Source organism: Exiguobacterium sp. SH3S1, from assembly GCF_004337105.1.
Taxonomy (GTDB): Bacteria; Bacillota; Bacilli; order Exiguobacteriales; family Exiguobacteriaceae; genus Exiguobacterium; species Exiguobacterium aurantiacum_A.
Genome location: NZ_SJUW01000005.1, coordinates 108120 through 127505, shown reverse-complemented (window position 1 = coordinate 127505; position 19386 = coordinate 108120). Strand labels below are relative to the sequence as shown.

The window sequence follows — 19386 nt, the reverse complement described above, 5'->3', positions numbered from 1 at the left end:
TGTTAAATGGCAGGTGTCTCTATGGAAGCGTATAACGTCAAAATCGATACGTTCGAAGGCCCGCTCGACTTGTTGCTCCACTTGATCGGCAAGATGGAGCTCGATATCGCCGACATCTCTGTTTCGGAAGTCACGGACCAGTATGTCGCCTTTATCCGGACGATGCAAAAGTTTGAGCTCGATGTGGCCAGTGAATATTTGGTCATGGCGGCGACGTTGCTCCAATTAAAGAGCAAACAACTGTTGCCACCGGTCCCGATCGAGGACGATGAGATTCCGGATTTCGGCGAAGAGCCGACTCGGGAAGGGTTGATTCGACAGTTGATTGAATACAAAGCTTATAAAGAAGCGGTCGTCTTCATGCGTGAGCAAGAAGAGCAACGGCTCGAACTATATAGCCGTCCCGGCGAAGATTTGACACGGTACATGTCTGAACTGGTCCAACCTTACGATGGGCCGCTCAACTTTTCGGATTTGTTGCACGCCTATTCAAAGATGGTCGAGCGGAAGCGTTGGAAAGAACGGCGTAAAAAGACGATCAAGCGGGAAGAGCGGACGCTCGAACAGCAGATGACCCGTCTGCATGAACATGTGTCGGCGAACCGGAACACGTCGTTCTTTGCATTCTTCGAAGAACGGCCGGACGTGTCCGACCTTGTCGTCACGTTCATGGCGCTGCTTGAGTTGATTAAGTTACGAGTCGTCACGACAAAGCAAGTCGACCGAGATATTCACATTTCGTTTGTCGAAGCGTCAAAGGAAAGGGATGAAGCCGTTGTTGTCTTATGAAACGATCATTGAAAGCCTATTGTTTGTCGTCGGAGAAGAGGGCATGGAAGTCCGGGCGCTAGCAGACACGCTCGATATTTCTGAGGCCGCTGCCCGCGAACAATTGAATAAGCTCGAGGCGTCGTTCACGGACTCGGGGCGCCCGTTTCAATTGATCGAATCGGGCGGTGTGTATAAGCTCGTGACGATCCCGGACGTGTCCGAGTACATTCAACGGTATGTCGGGACGATGGCCGAACAGGCGCTGTCTCGTGCGGCCATGGAGACGCTCGTCATCATCGCCTACAAGCAGCCGGTCACACGGGCCGATATCGAGGAAGTCCGTGGTGTCAAAGTCGAACGCGTCATTCATACGTTGTTGTCAAAAGGGCTGATTGAATCAGCCGGCCGGGCGAAGACGATCGGGCGCGCGAAACTGTACCGGACGACCGAGCATTTCCTTGACCATTTCGGATTCAATTCACTCGAGGAGTTGCCACCATTAACGTTTGTTGACGAGCTGGCAGACGAAGGCGATCTGTTCTTCGGCCAGCCAGCTTCGATTACGGAAGATAGATTGGAGAATGATTAAATGGAACGTTTACAAAAAGTGATTGCCCAAGCGGGTATCGCCTCACGGCGTAAAGCCGAAGAAATGATTTTAGACGGACGGGTTCGCATTAACGGCAAAGTCGTTCGTGAACTCGGGACGAAAGTCGGACCGAAGTCGGAGATTGAAGTCGACGGCGTCAAAATTGAACAGGAAGAACACGTCTACTACGTGCTCTACAAACCGAGCGGCTACGTGTCGACGGTCGACGATGATAAAGGACGCAAAGTCGTTACCGATCTCGTTCCACCAGGGTCACGCGTTTTCCCGGTCGGTCGTCTCGATTACAATACGACGGGACTCATCATCTTGACGAACGACGGAGAGTTCTCGAACATGATGACTCATCCGAAGTTCAAAATCCCGAAACGTTACGTCGCGAAAGTGAAAAACATCCCTTCGTATATCGCCATCAAGCAGCTCGAGTCAGGCTTAGAGCTCGATGACGGTTATAAGACGGGCAGCGCGAAAGTCAGAATGAAGACAGTCGACCATAAGAAGAACTCGGCGATTCTTGAAATCGTCATCTCGGAAGGGCACAACCGTCAGATTCGCCGCATGCTCGAAGCAGTCGGTTCGGAAGTCATCAAACTGAAGCGCGAACAGTTCGGTTTCTTGACGCTCGATGGACTCACGACAGGCGACTGGCGCGAGTTGTCACGCAAGGAAGTGAGCAAGCTCCGTGAGCTAGCGAACCCGGTCGTGCCAAATGAACCACGAGGCAAGAAAAAGAAAAAATAACAAGCTAAAAATCGTCCTTACACAGGATGATTTTTTCTTTTGTGGAGATTCTGTGACAAAAAGATGAAAAAAGTCTGTTAATGTGCGTTATCGTTGTTTTTTCAGTACAATAGCAACTGAAGGATGGTGTGAAATCATGACGAAAGAGACAAAACAAGGCGATCGGATGAATCAAGCGATGGCCCATAAGAAAAAACGGTCATTTTGGCGCCTCATGATTATGACGATGGTGCTGTTTGCCGGTGCGGTCGTCATCATGCAATTGATCGAGCAGGCCGGGAACGATGGCCGGGTCGAGGCCGGAGACGACGCGCCGAACTTTAAACTCGTCAGTCTTGACGGGGCGACGATGGTCGAGCGCGAAACGTATGATGGGAAAGGGATGCTGTTAAATTTCTGGGGTACGTTCTGTGAACCGTGCGAGAAAGAGATGCCGGTCGTACAAGACAACTATGCCACGCTTCAAAATATGGGCGTGGACTTTTGGGCCGTGAACGTCGGTGAGACGCCGCTGCGGGTCGACAACTTTATCAATGACCTCGGCGTCGAGCTCGACTATCCGATCTTGATGGATACACGTAGCGAAGTCGAGAAGGCGTACGGCATTTATAACTTACCGGTGACGTTTGTCATCGATGCCGACGGAAAAGTCATTGAAAAGTATGAAGGTGAACTCACGAAAGAGAAACTGTTAGAGTTAGCCGAGAAGTCATTGTAAGCGAACGGGGGGCGCACACATGCTAGATATGAAGTACGACGGCGCCGATTTACGGTCGAAGCGTCGTCCGAGATCTTGGATTGACCGTGCCTGGAGTTTCTTTGCATCGGTCAAAGTCGGTCTTTGGTTGATTGGACTCATTATCGTCGGCTCTGCGGTCGGGACGACTTTTCCACAAGAGATGTATATTCCGCAACAATTGCCGGCGAGTCAATACTATACCGAAGAATATGGTACGCCAGGAACGATTTATTACACGTTAGGATTCCATAACTTATATACGTCGTGGTGGTACATCACGTTGATCGTGATGCTGACGTTGTCACTGATCGTCGTCTCGATCGACCGATTCTTTCCCCTGTATAAAGCGTTGAAATATCAACCGGTCCGACGCACCGACCGCTTCATGCGCGGGCAACGCTTGATCGGTGAAGGTAAAGGAACGGACGAACAGATCGACGCGCTCGGTGAGGCATTGAAGTCTAAGCGTTACCAGGTGAAACGCGACGGCGATGCATTACTCGCCGAAAAGTATCGGTTTGGTCGTTGGGGCCCATACATCAACCACATCGGGCTTGTCATCTTCTTTATCGGGGCGATGCTCCGCGTCTTCCCGGCATTTCACACCGATACGCTCGAATGGGTACGGGAAGGCGAGACGGTGGCGCTCGAGGCGACCGACGACACGTATTACCTTCGCAACGATCAGTTCATCCTCGAGATGTATGATCCAGAAAATAATCCGGAGGACGCCAAGTTCGCCGAGGCGATTGAAAAAGCCGGGGCTGTCCCGAAAAACTATGAGACGGAACTGACACTGTTCAAGAAGACCGGGACGAACGAGGACGGATCGCCGCAACTCGAGGAAGTCGAAACCGGTTCGACGAAAGTGAACCATCCGTTCAAATTCGATCAGTACGAAGTGTATCAGGAGCAGTATTCAAGCCGACCCGAGTTTTTGTCGATGTCGTTTAACGTCGGTGACAAACAGACAGGTGACGTGTACGGGCCGTTCACGGTTGATTTGACGGACCCTGAGACGACGTACGATCTCGGTGAGGTCACGGTGACGCTCAACGACTTATATCCGGACTTTGAAGTTCGAAATGGGCAACCGGATACGAAGTCACCACGGGCGTTGAACCCTGCCTTCTTCTTAGCGGTCGAGAACCCGGATGGGACGACCGAATCGAACTTGATCGGGATTCGACTGAACGTTGCCGATGAAGACAATCGTTACGCGATCCAGTTCGCCGGAACGGAAATGGCGAGTACGAGCGGACTTCGGGTCAAGAGCGACTCGACGTATCCGATTTTAATTGTCGGTGGGACGATCTTCATGATCGGGATCGTCATGGGGATGTATTGGCCGCACCGCCGGGTCTGGATTCGACGTCATAACGAGACGGACGTGCTCGTGGCTGGATTCACGAACAAGAACCCGTCGTCGCTTCACCGCGAGATCACACCGCTCCTAGAAAAAAATGGGCTGCCGATTTGGGAAGACCAGGCTCGGTTCGAACAAAAGGCAGACATCGACTCAACTAAAGAAAGAGGGGAATCATAATGGAGTGGATTCAGTGGAGCAGCCGCCTGCTCTTGATCGCGTTCATTCTTTACGCCGTGGCGACCGTGTTGTTCACAATCGCGGTCAGTGGCATGCGCAAAGACCGAAACGTCAACCGGATCGCTTACGGTAAGTACGCGTTCACGCTAGCCGTCATCGGCTTTGTCGCCCAAACGGGATATTTTATCATGCGTTGGATCGGGGTCGGCTACGCGCCGGTCTCTAACCTTTATGAGTACACGACATTCTTCGGAATGATGATGGTACTCGGTTTTCTCGTCGTCTATGGGATTTATAAAAACGATGTGCTCGGCTTGTTCGCCATGCCGGTGGCGCTTCTCGTCATCGCTTTCGCATCGATGTTCTCAAGCGAAGTGGCACCGCTCATTCCGGCACTGAACAGTGTCTGGTTGAAAATTCACGTCACGACGGCCGCGCTCGGTCAAGGGATTCTCGCCATCAGTTTCGCCTCAGGTCTCATCTTCTTACTCAACGAGACGTCGATGCGCGAACGATCGAAATCGCGCACATGGCTAGAAGTGACGATGTTCGTCCTCATGTGCACGCTCGGCTTCATCCTCGTATCGATGCTGTTTAAAGCAATCGGTGCCGGCGGTGTCGTCGAATTTACGAATGACCGGGGTACGCAAGAGTCGTACGAATATTTCATGCCGATCTTGTTCGTACCGGAAGGCGCACAACTGTTATCAGGTGCGAGTGGACTATCGCTCGAATTGCCGACGTTCATCAACACGTTGAAGTTGAACACGTTGCTCTGGTCGATTATCGCTGGAGCCGTCATTTACCTCGTGTTCCGGTTCGTCGTTTTACGCAAACGTATTGCGGAAGCGTTGCAACCGCTCGCGAAGAAAGTCGATCTTGACCTCGCGGACGAGATCAGCTACCGTTCGGTCGCGATCGGATTGCCGGTCTTCATCCTCGGGGGGCTCATCTTCGCCATGATTTGGGCGCAGATTGCCTGGAACCGTTTCTGGGGCTGGGACCCGAAAGAAGTATGGGCGCTCATCACGATGCTCATCTATATTTATTACTTGCATATGCGCATCCAGCGGGGCTGGACGGGGACGAAAGCAGCATGGCTCTGTGTCGGCGGATTCGCCGTCATCATGTTCAACTTAGTGTTCGTCAACCTCGTCATCGCCGGATTACATTCATACGCTTGATGAAAAAGAAGTCACTTCGGTGGCTTCTTTTTCGTAAGGGCATACAACTCACCGTTGTTAAGCGAAATAATAGAGTGGTATAGTTATGAAAGAGAGCGAAATGTTCACAATTGTGCAACATTCGCTACATCTTGTAATGGTTCTCTGGGAGGTTTAGTTGATGGCTGATAAAACAAAAATTCTAGTAGTCGACGACGAAGAAAGAATTCGTCGACTGTTAAAAATGTATCTAGAACGGGAGCAATACGTGATCGAAGAAGCGACGAACGGTGAAGAAGCACTTCAACTCGCACTTGAAGGCGACTTTGACGTCATCTTGCTCGACTTGATGATGCCGAAGATGGACGGGGTCGAAGTGTGTACCGAACTCCGTAAAACGAAAGCGACACCTGTCATCATGCTGACGGCGAAAGGTGAGGAGATTGACCGGGTTCAAGGGTTCGAAGTCGGCGCGGACGACTACATCGTCAAACCGTTCAGTCCTCGTGAAGTCGTCTTGCGCGTCAAGGCGCTACTCCGTCGCTCAGGTTCGACAAAATTTTTGCAAACGGCCGAAAAGTCGAAAGACTTGATCGTGTTCCCGCATTTGACGATCGACAATGACGCACACCGTGTCACGGTCGACGGGGAAGAAATCGCCCTCACGCCGAAAGAGTATGAGCTATTATTCTTCCTGGCCAAACAAGTCGATAAAGTGTTCTCGCGGGAGCAACTGTTAAAAGAAGTATGGAACTATGAATTTTTCGGAGACCTTCGAACGGTCGACACGCACGTGAAACGGCTTCGTGAGAAATTGAACCGTGTCTCTCCATCCGCGGCCCAAATGATCACGACGGTATGGGGTGTCGGGTACAAGTTTGAAGTCGTCAGTGAGTGATGATTCGCCGCAATAGTATTGTCACGAAGCTGTGGCTGACGATCCTCGTGTTGGTCAGCCTGATTTTGTTCATCGTATCCGTCCTGATGCTCGAGTTCTTCAACTCGTTCCATATCGATCAGGAACGTGGTCATTTAGCGAAACTCGGTGGGCAAGTCCAGTCTGTCTTGCTAGAAGAAGGCGATTCGTCACGGACGGTCGACCAAATCATCGAAGTGTACGGAGCGAACTATATTTTAGAGAACGGGTCGGTCCGTTCGAACTTCGGCACGGAAGTCGATGGTTTGATGACCGAACTCGGACGTCAGTCATGGGGTCCTTATCAAGCTGTAGGGGAGACGGCGATCGGGAACTTCTCGTCGTTCGATGACCAGGCTGCCTTGGCGTATCGGACGACGTTTTCCCTTGAGACGGGCGAGTATACACTCTATTTGATTGAGCCGCTCAATGCGATCTCAAGCGCGAATGAAGGGGCGCGGACGATCATCTTTTGGACGGTCGCCTCGGCGATCATCGTCACGACCGTGTTCGCTTTCTTCTTATCGACCCGGATCACGGCCCCGCTGCGTGAGATGAGGGACGCCGTCAATAAGACGGGTGAAGGACAGTTCGATCTGCGGCTCGTCCAGAAGACGAACGACGAAATCGGTGAACTTGCCGGCTCATTCAATGCGATGAGCAGCCAGCTGTCAACATACGTGAACGCGCTCGACCGTGAACGGTTGCAGCTCGCTTCGATTCTGCGTTCGATGGCAGACGGTGTCATCACGCTCGATCGCCATGCGAACGTGATCGTGACGAACCCGCAGGCACAGCCGTTATTGAACGATGATCAACCGCACGAAGTCGTGCTCGCGCTTTACGAAGACGTCGTCGGTGGTGCGCCTGAAAAGACGATTGAAGTGAAACAAGACGATCGTTACTACACGTTGACGGTCACACCGCTCCTCGGGGAGGAAGATTTCGAGGGAGCGGTCGTCGTCATCCGTGATACGACCGAAAGTCACCGCCTCGACAAGATGCGGACCGACTTCGTCGCCAACATCAGCCACGAGCTGCGAACACCGCTCGTGACGCTCCAAGGCTATTCCGAGGCCATCATCGACGGCATGACCGAGAGTGACGAAGCGACGAAAGAATTCGCTTCGATCATTTACGACGAGTCGTTACGGCTTGCCCGGCTCGTCAACGATTTACTCGATTTGGCGAGAATCGAATCAGGGAAAGAGACGATGCAGTTCGCGGCGTTCGATTTCGGCGAATTTTTACCTCGGGTGATGCGCAAGTTTAACCAGATGGCGAACGAGAAAGGGATCACGTTGTCGACCGTGGCTCCGAAGCGGATGATTGAAGCGGATGGGGACCGGTTAGAACAAGTGTTCACGAACTTGATCGGTAACGCCATCGCCCACACCGAGAGCGGAGCGATTCGGCTCGAGGCGACCGAAGAAGCGGACGGCTTCTTGATCCGTTTGACCGATACCGGCAGCGGGATCCCGAAAGAGGACTTGCCGTTTGTGTTCGAGCGGTTCTATAAAGCGGACAAGGCTCGGACGAGCGGCGGGAAGACCGGAACAGGCATCGGACTCGCCATCGTCAAGAACGTCATCGACGCCCATCATGGCACGGTCGACGTCACGAGCGTGTACGGCGAAGGGACGACGTTCACGATTCGGCTCCCTTACGACCAACCGCAATCATAACGACAATGGTGACTCCTATGGGTCACCATTTGTGGCATAGAGGAGGAAATGACATGAAGCGATATACACGTGGAGGCGACAAGGGTGAAACGTCATTGATCGGCGGACGCGTCTTGAAAGTACATCCGCAAATCGAGGCGATGGGGTTGTTAGATGAATTGAACAGTCACATCGGTCTCGCGCTCGCGCACCAGACGGACGCGACGTTACGGCATCAACTGACGAAAATCCAGCACGATCTGTTCGACCTCGGTTCAGAACTGATGTACAAACAAAATCCGCCGCAGCAAGTCGACTTAGCGATCGTCACCGAGCTCGAGACGTGGATCGATGAACTAGAGACGAAGTGTCCAGAACTCGTCCGCTTCATTCTGCCGGGGGGCAGCGTGGCCTCGGCGAGTCTGCACGTCGCCCGGACGGTCTGTCGTCGCGTCGAACGCGAGCTCGTCAACATCGATGCGGCCGTTCGTCAATTGTCTTACTATAACCGCTTAAGCGATTACTTGTTCACGGCCGCCCGTTATGCCAACGTGGTGGCGGGCGTACCCGATCAAGAGTATGCGCGCGGTGCGTCCGTGTTCCAACCGAAAACGAAAAAGGAGTAGATGATTCATGAAAGGGATCGAACAATTCCGTAACCAGCTCCACTACTCGGTCTACCCGACCGATAAATTTAAAACGACGACGTGTCTCGTCTCGTTCGCGGCGCCGTTGTCTGCAGAGACGATTGCCGACCGGGCGCTACTGCCGTACGTCATGGAAAAAGCGACGGCGGCGTATCCGTCGATTGAACTGTTTCATACACCGCTCGAGCAATTATATGATGCTAGCCTATTCGCTGGTGCGTCAAAAGTCGGGAAAGAGCATGTCATCCAGTTCCAACTAGAAGTCGTGAACGACCGGCTCGTCGGGGAACCGGTCCTGTCTCAGGCGATCAAGCTATTAGAAGAAGTGTTGCTCCGCCCGAACGTTTACGACGGCGCGTTCCAACCGCTCATCGTCGAACAAGAATCCCGTCTGCAGCGTCAACGCATCGAGTCGGTATACGATGATAAAATGCGCTTCGCCCAGCAACGATTGCAAGAACTGCTCGGCGGAGAGCTCGCGATCCCGTCGCTCGGGACGCTCGAACAACTCGACCAGGTGACGCCGCGATCGCTCTATGAGGCGTACACGTCCATGATCAAGCACGACCGCATCGACGTCTACGTCGTCGGGGACGTCACGCGTGACCAAGTGACCGAGGCGTTTTTGCCACTCGAGACGCTCGGCTCGCCGCTCGTCCGAGAGTATCCTGAACCGGTCGACCGAGAGTTTCAGCGACTTGAGGAACAGCAGGACGTGAAGCAGAGTAAACTTCACCTCGCCTATGAGGCCAACGTTGACCCGCGCAGCGAGGACGCGATCAAGATGCAAGTCGTCAACGGCTTGTTCGGTGGGTTCCCACACTCAAAACTGTTCATGAACGTCCGTGAAAAGGAGAGCTTGGCCTACTATGCGGCGTCGCAATACAGTTCGCTTAGCCGGATGTTGTTCGTCTACGCCGGGATCGATGCCTTGAACCAAGTGAAAACAGAACAAATCATTGCCGCACAACTTGCCGACCTGCAAGCAGGGGAGTTCGATGACATGACGCTCGAACAGACGAAAGAGATGTTGTTCCATCAACGGCGCCAACTCGGTGACAGTCCGCGTCAACTGATCGCCTGGATGAGCGGCTCGGACATCCGCCCGTTCTCACTCGAAGAAGAGATGGCCATCCTTGCCCGGACCACGCGAGAAGACGTGGCCGCGCTCTCGAGTCAAATCAAACTGAAGGCGATTTATTGTTTAAAGGGGGGGACAGCATGAAACTAGATTTTCCAAACGTCGGTGAGACGATTCACCACGTCGTTCTCGATAACGGGCTGACGGTCTACTTGCTGAAGAAAGTTGGATATGAAAAGACGTACGCCACATTCACGACAAAATACGGTTCAATCGACCGCCGCTTCAAAACGGACGACTGGATCGAAGTACCCGACGGCATCGCTCATTTCCTTGAACATAAAATGTTCGAAAAAGAGGACGGCGATGTGTTCCAGAAGTTCGGACAGCTCGGGGCGTCGGCGAACGCTTTCACATCATTCACCCGGACCGCCTATTTGTTCGGTGCCACGTCAAACGTCGAGGCGAACTTAAAGACGTTGATTGATTTCGTCCAAGACCCGTACTTTACAGAAGCTTCGGTCGAGAAAGAGAAAGGCATCATCGGCCAGGAGATTCAAATGTATCAAGACAACGCAGGATGGCGTCTTTATTTCGGTTTGATCGAGGCGATGTATGAAGCGCATCCGGTCAAGATCGATATCGCCGGAACGATCGAGTCGATCAGCGCGATCACGGCCGCTGACCTTTATGCGTGTCATCAAGCGTTCTATCACCCGAGTAACATGACGCTGTTCGTCGTCGGCAACATCGACCCTGACATCGTGCTCGAACAGATCCGTTCGAATCAGGCCGCGAAAACGTTCGAACCGCCTGTACTCACTGAACGCGAACACGTGCAAGAGCCGAGAACGGTCCGCTTAGCCACGCGGGTCATCGAGATGGACGTATCGGTCCCGAAAGTCATGATCGGCTACAAGGACACGCCGCGCGCCGGGGAAGACGGGATGAAACAAGAACTGGCCGTCGAACTGCTCATGCACGCCTTGTTTGACACGACGGCGCCGCTCTATGCAGAGCTTTACGCCGAAGGGTTGATCGATGATGCCTTCTCGTTCGACTATACGTCGGAAGAATCGTTCGCCTTCGCCGTGTTGTCGATGGAGACACCGCATGTCGATGCGTTCGTCGCCCGCATCACCGAGGTGCTCGAGCGTCCGCTCGACATCGGAAATGAGACACTCGACCGTAAGAAGCGGATGATGAAAGGGCAGTTTTTGAAGGCGCTCAACTCACCCGAGTTCATCGCCAACCAATTTTCACGCTACGCGCTAACGGGCGGGAACATGTTCGATTTGCCTGAGCTGCTAGACGCGGTCACGCTTGAAGAGCTATACGACACGTATGACCGATTGTTCAAACCGGATCAACGGACCGTCTGTGTCGTCAAAAAACCATGACGACACTCATCACCGGGGCGAGTGGGGCGATCGGTCGTGCCGTCGCCCTTTCCTTTCGCGATGATGAGCTCATCTTACATGCGCACGCGAACACGGAAGCGCTCGAAGCGTTCGTGAAGACAGAAGGTTTGTCAGGCCAAGTCGTCACGTGCGACCTCGGCGACGACCAGGCGCTAGACGCCTGGCTCGCTACGGTCGGCGCGGTCGATCGGATTATTCACGTCGCCGGTAACCACGCCTACGGGCTGCTCGTCGACGCGGACATCACTGAACTCGATCGTCTCTATCGCGTTCATGTGCGCGCGATGGTTCGACTCGTTCAACACGTCGTCGGGCAAAAAGCTTACGATCGCCCGCTCGACATCGTCATCGTCTCGAGCGTCTGGGGGGAAGTCGGAGCGGCCGGAGAAGTGATGTACTCGACCGTCAAAGCGGCACAGCTCGGCTTCGTCAAAGCGTTCGCGCGCGAGTCCGGCCCGTTCAATGTTCGCATCAATGCCATCACGCCGGGGTGGATTGAGACGCCGATGAATGATACGGTAGAAGAGACGAAACAAGACGTTAGAGATGAGATTCCGCTCGGCCGTCTCGGTCATGTCACAGAAGTTGCCGAGACGATCCGTTTCCTCTGTTCACCGTCCGCGTCCTACGTGACCGGCACGGTGTTACGGGTCGATGGCGGTTGGCAGTGAAAACTTTGTCGCCTCGGTTGAAACGAGTTCTTTTCAATTCTTCTAAAATAATTTAGAATGAACAAGGTAGCGAGCCTACATTCGGAAAGGGTGGACGAGATGGATCATAAGTTCGAAGAATGGTATCTCGAATATGAACTTTGCCAAAATCGCCCCGGTATCCTCGGCGATATCGCCTCGCTGATGGGGATGCTCCAAATCTCGATCGTGACCATCAACGGGGTCGATCTTCAACGTCGCGGGATGTTGCTCAAGGCACCGGCCGCCGATCACGTCCATCGGCTCGAGCATATTTTGCGGAAGATGGAAGCGATCGTCGTCATCAAACTCCGCCGCCCGAAACTGAGGGACCGGATTGCGATCCGTCACGGCCGCTATATCGAACACGACAACGACGACAAAAAGACGTTTCGCTTCGTGCGCGAAGATCTAGGGGTACTCGTCGATTTTGTCGCTGAACTGATGAAAGAAGAACGACATCTGTTGATCGGTGTCCGGGGTAACCCGCGCGTCGGCAAAACGGAGTCGATCGTCGCGGCGAGCGTCTGCGCAAACAAGCGTTGGCTGTTTCTCTCGTCGACACTCATGAAACAGACGGTCCGGACGTCACTGTTTGAAGAAGAGCGAGAAGGTGATCACATCTACATAATCGACGGCGCCGTTTCGACGCGGACGATGGACGAACGTCATCGTCAGTTGATCCGGGAAGTCATGCGTCTGCCTGCCGTCAAAGTGATCGAGCATCCCGACCTTTACGTCCGTAATACCGATTGTGTGTTTGAGGACTTTGACTATATTATCGAACTGCGAAATAACCAAGATGAAATCATCATCATTCCGCAAGAAACGAATCGTGAAGCAGAATGGTTTGAATAATTAATTGAATGGAAGGTGTGGACCCCTTTGACAGAACTAGGGACTTTTTTGAAACAAAGGCGTGAGGCGAGCGGTCTGACGCTTGACCAAATTCAGCAGACGACGAAGATTCAAAAACGCTATATCATCGCGATCGAGGAAGGTGATTACAAAAATCTCCCTGGTTCGTTTTATGCACGGGCGTTCATCAAAACGTATGCGGAATCGCTCGGGCTTGATGTCGATGAGCTTTACGAGACATATGCCAAAGATTTACCGAAAATCGAACCGCAACCGACCGCTCAATTATCACGTAAGCAAACTTATTCAAAAGCTTCCGAGACGTCGAGCCGCGTCTCAAGATGGGTGCCGAAAATCATGCTCGTGCTTGTCGCCTTCTTGCTTGTGACAGCGGTCTACTACGTCGTTAGAAATCTCGATTTCGGAGGTGGACAGGACGCGACACCGGCTGAACCACCGGCTTCAGGCGTGACGATCAACCAAAATGAAGACGTTCCTGAAGAAGAGCCGACGGAAGAAGCACCGGTCGAAGAAATACCGGCCGAGGAAGAGCCGCCAGAAGAAACCGGACCGATCGCGGTGACGGAAACGAACGGGGCCGACCTCACGTATGAGATCGCAACAGCTGACAAGCTGACGACCGAGATTCACGTCAAAGAATCACCGGCGACTTATGTCGGCGTTCGCGATACATCGCTTGAAGGAGCGTTCCTTGCACCGGAATATCCGAACCAATCGAAACAAAACCCGATCGTCATCGAAGGTGCCGAAACGGATACGCTTCGGATTCGGATCGGTTTGATCGGTGGCGTCGAGAAGATTGTCGTCAACGGCCGTGAGCTTGAGCTTGCTGATTCTCCGGTCACACAAAATATATTTGTGAAGAGAGTCGACGCTGAATAAGTCGACGTCTTCTAGAGGAGGAGTTCTCGATGAACCTACCTAACCGCCTGACGATGTTGCGGGTTTTGCTCATCCCCGTATTCGTCGTCTTGCTCGCTGTAGATTTTAACTGGGGAGACATCGCTTTCCTCGGGGCGGAAGTACCGCTTCATCAATTCATCGCCGCGGTCGTGTTTACGATCGCAGCGATTACCGATTGGCTTGACGGGCACTTGGCCCGTAAGCACAACTTGGTCACGAACTTCGGCAAGTTCATGGACCCGCTCGCTGACAAGTTACTCGTCACGGCGGCGCTCGTCTTGCTCGTCGAGATGGACCTCGTCGCGGCATGGGTCGTCGTCGTCATCTTGTCACGTGAGTTCGCGGTGACGGGGCTTCGTCTCGTCGCGGCTGATGAAGGGATTGTCGTGGCGGCCGGTAAGTCGGGTAAAGCGAAGACATGGGTCCAGCTCTTTGCCATCATCTTCTTATTGTTCGGCAACCCGATTTTCAACTATATCGGCATCCCGTTCGGGGAGTGGGCGATGTGGCTCGCACTCGTCTTGACGATTTATTCTGGGGCCGAGTATTTCGCACAAAACTATAAGATCATTGTAAAATCGATGTAAATCGACGACAGGCGAGTTGTGGGAGCAACTCGTCTTTTTTTTGAATCAAAGGAGGAACTTCGATGAAACGGACCGAAATCATTGCGGTAGGTTCTGAACTACTCTTAGGGGAAATCTCGAACACGAACGCCCGTTACTTATCAGAGCAGTTGTCGAAATATGGACTGTCCGTACTGTATCATGTAGTGGTCGGGGATAACTTCGATCGCTTAAGAGAAACATTCGAGCAAGCGAACCGACGGAGCGAACTCGTGATCGTCACCGGGGGACTCGGTCCGACGAATGATGACATCACGAAACAAGTGCTCGCTGACTTGCTCGGCCGCCCGCTCGTTCGGGACGAAGCGTCTTTAGACACGATCCAGCGCTTTGTCGCCTCGCGGGGACGAGCGATAAACGACGGGGACGCCAGACAAGCGGATGTTTTATCAGGAGCTGAAGTGCTTCACAATCCGGCCGGTCTCGCTCCCGGCATGTGGGTCGAGGACGAGACGACGTGGCTGCTCTTGCCCGGGGTGCCGCGCGAGATGACAGCGATTGTCGAAGCGACGTTTCCGAGCAAATTTTCGGGTGCGACGATCGTTTCTGAATCACTACGTTTTTATGAGATCGGTGAGTCGGCGCTCGACGAGGCGGTATCCGATCTAATGGACGGGGTGAACCCGACTGTCGCCCCGTACGCGGAGTCAGGGGAAGCGCGACTGCGTGTCAGCGCGAAAGCGGAGACCGAGGACGCGGCCCGGCAGATGATCGACCGCGTCAAACGAGACATTCTGTCCCGTGTCGGCGCCTATTATTTCGGTTCGGACGAGGATACGCTGGCTGCGCATTTGATTCGCGAGCTAAGACGGCGCCACGCGACGCTATCGATCGCCGAATCGTTGACTGGGGGACAAGTCCAAGCGATGCTGACGGCGGTCCCAGGGGCGTCAGAAGTCTTTCTAGGAGGCGTCGTCACGTACTCGGACAAGCTAAAAAATAGGTTTTTAGGGGTATCCCTTGCTACAATTGAGTCACAGTCGGTCGTCTCAAAACAAGTTGCTTTAGAAATGATCCAAGGGCTCGTTGATCAGACGGATTCGGATTACGGATTGTCCTTCACCGGTGAGGCCGGACCCGTCTCAAATTCGGGTCGACCGGTCGGCACCGTGTTCATCGGGGTGAAGACGCCGTCAGGTATGGAAGTGATCGAACGCGTCTATCCGCACCAACAGCGGAACGTCATCCAGGCGCGGGCGGCCAAGGACGGGTTATGGGCATTGTGGCAACGAATGAAAAAAGGCGAATAAACGTTCGTAAAAACCTTGTGTAAAAGGTTGGGTTCGTTTATAATGAAGATACAAATCAAAGGAGGCTCATTAATTTATGAGTGATCGTAAACAAGCGTTAGAAATGGCATTACGCCAAATTGAGAAACAATTCGGTAAAGGCTCAATCATGCGCCTCGGTGAAAATACAGATCAACAAGTATCCGTCACTCCGTCAGGATCGATCGCCCTCGACATCGCGCTCGGCGCAGGCGGCTATCCACGTGGTCGTGTCATCGAAGTGTACGGACCGGAATCTTCAGGTAAGACGACAGTGGCGCTCCATGCGATCGCTGAAGTCCAAAAACGCGGTGGCCAAGCAGCGTTCGTCGATGCGGAGCACGCGCTCGATCCGAAGTACGCGCACAACCTCGGTGTCAACATCGATGAACTGCTCTTGTCACAGCCGGACACAGGGGAGCAAGCGCTCGAAATCGCAGAAGCGCTCGTTCGTTCTGGTGCCGTCGACATCCTTGTCGTCGACTCGGTAGCGGCACTCGTGCCAAAAGCTGAAATCGAAGGTGAGATGGGTGACTCACACATGGGACTTCAAGCCCGTCTCATGAGCCAAGCGCTCCGTAAGTTGTCGGGTGCGACGAACAAATCGAAGACGATCGTCATCTTCATCAACCAGATTCGTGAAAAAATCGGTGTCATGTTCGGGAACCCGGAAACAACTCCAGGTGGACGTGCCTTGAAATTCTATTCGTCGGTTCGTTTAGAAGTTCGTCGTGCAGAGACGTTGAAGCAAGGCCAAGAAATGGTCGGTAACCGGACGAAGATCAAAGTCGTCAAGAATAAGGTTGCCCCACCATTTAAAACAGCTGAAGTCGACATCATGTACGGTCTAGGGATCTCACGTGAAGGTGAACTCATCGATATCGGTGCCGATCTTGATATCGTTCAAAAAAGTGGTGCTTGGTATTCGTACAACGAAGAACGCGTTGGACAAGGTCGTGAAAATGCGAAGCAGTTCATGAAAGAAAATCCACAAATCGCCGCAGCGATCGAACAACAAATTCGTGATCACTACGGTCTCAACGGTGAGAAGACGGTCACGGTCGAAGCCGACAGTGATGAAGTGCTCTCACTCATCGAAGAAGATTAAACAAGCGACCCGCCGGATGCGTCCGAGCGGGTTTTTTGTATATCACAATATTTTTTAAGGAATTGGGAGTTCTATCCTGTCCTTGCATTGCATTCTAACAAGTAAATAAGTACAATAAAGCTATGCGCGGGTCCACCCGTGTCATTCAATCTTAAAAAAATAAAATAACCTTGCGAAAGGGAGGTGAACATGATGGAATGGCTAAATTGGCTTATTCTGATCCTCCTTTTGCCGATAGCTTTTGTTGCAGGTTTTTTTGTGCGTAAATCGATCGCCGAAGCGAAGATTCAAGGTGCTGAGACGGAAGCGACCAAGATTGTGGAGCAAGCGAAACAACAATCGGAAGCGATGCAAAAAGAGGCACGGCTTGAAGTAAAAGAAGAGATGATTCAACTTCGCAATGAGACGGAACAAGAGTTACGCGAACGTCGCGAAGAGCAGAAAGTGAAAGAGAATCGCTTCGTTCAAAAAGAAGAGCTTCTTGACCGGAAAGCAGACATGCTCGAACGGAAAGAAGATGCTTTGGATGAACGCGAGGCGGGCATTGCGAAACGGAAACGGGAAGCAGAGACGCTCGAAAGCAAAGTGGAGGAATTATACGAGGAAGCCCGTCAAGAACTTGTACGCGTGGCGGCCTTGTCGAAAGAAGAAGCACGAACCATCATCATGGACGAAGCGAAGCAGGAAGCGCTTCACGATGCTGCTCTCCTTCAAAAAGACATCGAGCAAAAAGCAAAACTTGAAGCTGATAAAAAAGCGAAACACTTGTTGTCTCTCACGATGCAACGTTATGCGGCTGAACATGTCGCTGAGACGACGGTATCCGTCGTCAACTTGCCGAGTGACGAGATGAAAGGGCGCATCATCGGTCGTGAAGGACGTAACATCCGCACGCTCGAGACGCTCACTGGGATCGATCTCATCATCGATGACACGCCTGAAGCGGTCATCTTGTCCGGATTTGACCCGGTCCGTCGTGAGATCGCCAAGATGACGCTAGAAAAACTCGTGCAAGACGGACGGATCCATCCGGCCCGGATCGAAGAGATGGTCGAGAAGTCACGCCGCGAAGTCGATGAGCGCATCCGTGAATACGGTGAGGAAGCGACGTTTGAGGCTGGGATCCACGGGGTACATCCTGACCTTATCAAAACACTCGGACGCATGCGTTACCGGACGAGTTACGGTCAAAACGTACTCGCCCATTCGGTCGAAGTGGCCCACCTCGCCGGCATGATGGCCGCCGAGCTCGGGGAAGACGTGACGCTCGCCAAGCGAGCGGGACTCCTCCACGATATCGGGAAAGCGATCGACCATGAAGTCGAGGGCAGCCATGTCGAAATCGGCGTCGAGCTGGCCACGAAGTATAAAGAACATCCGGTCGTCATCAACTCGATCGCCTCGCACCATGGAGACGTCGAAGCGACATCGACGATCGCTGTTCTCGTCGCGGCGGCAGACGCGTTGTCTGCGGCACGGCCGGGCGCTCGTCAAGAGACGCTCGAGAGTTACATTCGCCGCTTAGAACGCCTCGAGTCAATTTGTGAGTCGTTCGAAGGTGTCGAGAAATCATATGCGATCCAAGCAGGACGCGAAGTCCGCATCATCGTCCGCCCAGACGTCGTCGACGACGTCGTGGCGAACAAGATGGCCCGCGATATTTGCAAACGGATCGAAGATGAACTGGATTATCCAGGACAAATTAAAGTGACGGTCATTCGTGAAACGCGTGCCGTCGATTATGCGAAGTAAAAAGCGGAGACATTCTCCGCTTTTTCTGTTTTGAAGGAGGAAATATTTATGAAGATTTTATTTATCGGTGACGTCGTCGGGAAACCGGGTCGTGACATCTTGGCAGCACAAATCGGGCGCCTGAAAAGCAAGTACAGTCCGACGTTCATGCTCGTCAACGGTGAGAACGCAGCCAACGGGCGCGGTATCACAAAAAAAATATACCAACAATTTCTCGAACTTGGATTCCACGGCGTGACGATGGGGAACCATACATGGGACAACCGTGAAATCTTTGATTGGATCGACGACGCCGAGCGCATCGTCCGTCCGGCCAACTATCCGGACGGCACGCCCGGTGTCGGCATGATGGTGCTCAAGCAGAACGGGAAGAAGCTTGCCGTCATCAACGTCATGGGGACGGTGTTCTTGCCGTCGCTCGATTGTCCGTTCCGCAAAGTCGACGCCCTCGTCGATGAGGTTCGGGATGACGTCGATGCCATCTTCGTCGATATGCACGCCGAGGCGACGAGTGAGAAGATTGCGATGGGGTACCACCTAGACGGTCGTGTCCAAGCCGTCGTCGGGACGCATACCCATGTCCAAACCGCCGATGAGCGCGTGCTCAAAAACGGGACGGCGTATATCACTGATGTCGGGATGACAGGTCCGCTCGACGGTGTCCTCGGCATGGACGCGTCTGTCGTGTTGAAAAAGTTTGTGACACAACTCCCAGTCCGGTTTGAAGTTGCCGAGGGACGGGAACAACTTAATGGAGTTTTAATCACAATCGACGACCAGTCGAAACGAGCGACCAAGATTGAACGCATACACCTAGATGATCAGACCGTCTGGTTTGATTGAACAACCTACCCGAGGGGGAAAC

At 53.0% G+C, this 19386-nt stretch carries 19 protein-coding genes; all 19 read left to right on the top strand.

What is annotated here, in order from left to right; translation table 11 throughout:
• Positions 1 to 21: 21 nt before the first annotated feature.
• The 19 genes from EVJ26_RS07425 (at position 22) to EVJ26_RS07335 (ending at position 19364) form a co-directional block, all read left to right on the top strand.
• Positions 22 to 789 carry a segregation and condensation protein A gene (locus EVJ26_RS07425; protein WP_070327115.1) on the top strand — a complete coding sequence of 256 codons (768 nt, stop codon included), beginning with the start codon at positions 22 to 24 and terminating at the stop codon, positions 787 to 789.
• Entirely contained in the window at positions 767 to 1360 is a 594-nt protein-coding gene (gene scpB / locus EVJ26_RS07420) for an SMC-Scp complex subunit ScpB (protein ID WP_201738345.1), read from the top strand. Before EVJ26_RS07425 ends, scpB begins: the two co-directional genes overlap by 23 nt.
• The gene (locus tag EVJ26_RS07415) at positions 1361 to 2119 is read left to right on the top strand and encodes a pseudouridine synthase (protein ID WP_071397662.1); all 759 of its coding nucleotides are present in this window, start codon (positions 1361 to 1363) and stop codon (positions 2117 to 2119) included.
• Between the two features lie 136 nt (positions 2120 to 2255).
• The gene (locus tag EVJ26_RS07410; protein ID WP_071397661.1) at positions 2256 to 2837 is read left to right on the top strand and encodes a redoxin domain-containing protein; all 582 of its coding nucleotides are present in this window, start codon (positions 2256 to 2258) and stop codon (positions 2835 to 2837) included.
• 19 nt (positions 2838 to 2856) lie between these two features.
• Complete coding sequence (resB, locus tag EVJ26_RS07405) at positions 2857 to 4404, top strand: cytochrome c biogenesis protein ResB (protein ID WP_236635526.1); 1548 nt, start codon at positions 2857 to 2859, stop codon at positions 4402 to 4404.
• Complete coding sequence (gene ccsB / locus EVJ26_RS07400; RefSeq protein WP_131470183.1) at positions 4404 to 5588, top strand: c-type cytochrome biogenesis protein CcsB; 1185 nt, start codon at positions 4404 to 4406, stop codon at positions 5586 to 5588. Before resB ends, ccsB begins: the two co-directional genes overlap by 1 nt.
• A 160-nt stretch (positions 5589 to 5748) precedes the next feature.
• Positions 5749 to 6465: a response regulator transcription factor gene (locus EVJ26_RS07395; RefSeq protein ID WP_070327120.1), complete on the top strand. Its 717-nt coding sequence runs from the start codon at positions 5749 to 5751 to the stop codon at positions 6463 to 6465.
• Positions 6465 to 8168 (top strand): ATP-binding protein, encoded by a 1704-nt coding sequence (locus tag EVJ26_RS07390; RefSeq protein ID WP_131470182.1) that lies wholly within the window; start codon positions 6465 to 6467, stop codon positions 8166 to 8168. The genes EVJ26_RS07395 and EVJ26_RS07390 overlap by 1 nt, the downstream gene beginning before the upstream one ends.
• A gap of 53 nt (positions 8169 to 8221) precedes the next feature.
• Positions 8222 to 8773 (top strand): cob(I)yrinic acid a,c-diamide adenosyltransferase, encoded by a 552-nt coding sequence (locus EVJ26_RS07385; protein WP_131470181.1) that lies wholly within the window; start codon positions 8222 to 8224, stop codon positions 8771 to 8773.
• Positions 8774 to 8780: 7 nt separating this feature from the next.
• Positions 8781 to 10019, top strand: coding sequence for an EF-P 5-aminopentanol modification-associated protein YfmF (gene yfmF / locus EVJ26_RS07380; RefSeq protein ID WP_131470180.1), 1239 nt, complete (start codon positions 8781 to 8783; stop codon positions 10017 to 10019).
• Positions 10016 to 11275 (top strand): EF-P 5-aminopentanol modification-associated protein YfmH, encoded by a 1260-nt coding sequence (gene yfmH / locus EVJ26_RS07375; protein ID WP_131470179.1) that lies wholly within the window; start codon positions 10016 to 10018, stop codon positions 11273 to 11275. The genes yfmF and yfmH overlap by 4 nt, the downstream gene beginning before the upstream one ends.
• A complete protein-coding gene (ymfI, locus tag EVJ26_RS07370; protein WP_131470178.1) occupies positions 11272 to 11967 on the top strand; it encodes an elongation factor P 5-aminopentanone reductase in 696 nt (231 codons plus the stop codon). Before yfmH ends, ymfI begins: the two co-directional genes overlap by 4 nt.
• 99 nt (positions 11968 to 12066) lie before the next feature.
• A complete protein-coding gene (locus EVJ26_RS07365) occupies positions 12067 to 12843 on the top strand; it encodes a DUF3388 domain-containing protein (RefSeq protein WP_131458417.1) in 777 nt (258 codons plus the stop codon).
• Between the two features lie 48 nt (positions 12844 to 12891).
• Positions 12892 to 13746, top strand: a complete 855-nt coding sequence (locus EVJ26_RS07360) for a helix-turn-helix domain-containing protein (RefSeq protein WP_236634057.1) — start codon at positions 12892 to 12894, stop codon at positions 13744 to 13746.
• Positions 13747 to 13775: 29 nt separating this feature from the next.
• Positions 13776 to 14354, top strand: coding sequence for a CDP-diacylglycerol--glycerol-3-phosphate 3-phosphatidyltransferase (gene pgsA / locus EVJ26_RS07355; RefSeq protein ID WP_035386389.1), 579 nt, complete (start codon positions 13776 to 13778; stop codon positions 14352 to 14354).
• A gap of 62 nt (positions 14355 to 14416) precedes the next feature.
• Positions 14417 to 15643 (top strand): competence/damage-inducible protein A, encoded by a 1227-nt coding sequence (locus tag EVJ26_RS07350; RefSeq protein ID WP_131458414.1) that lies wholly within the window; start codon positions 14417 to 14419, stop codon positions 15641 to 15643.
• Between the two features lie 76 nt (positions 15644 to 15719).
• Entirely contained in the window at positions 15720 to 16769 is a 1050-nt protein-coding gene (recA, locus tag EVJ26_RS07345; protein WP_070327130.1) for a recombinase RecA, read from the top strand.
• A 189-nt stretch (positions 16770 to 16958) separates the two neighbouring features.
• Complete coding sequence (gene rny / locus EVJ26_RS07340) at positions 16959 to 18521, top strand: ribonuclease Y (protein WP_370246299.1); 1563 nt, start codon at positions 16959 to 16961, stop codon at positions 18519 to 18521.
• 48 nt (positions 18522 to 18569) lie between these two features.
• Positions 18570 to 19364, top strand: a complete 795-nt coding sequence (locus EVJ26_RS07335; RefSeq protein ID WP_035386387.1) for a TIGR00282 family metallophosphoesterase — start codon at positions 18570 to 18572, stop codon at positions 19362 to 19364.
• The last annotated feature ends 22 nt before the right edge of the window (positions 19365 to 19386 follow it).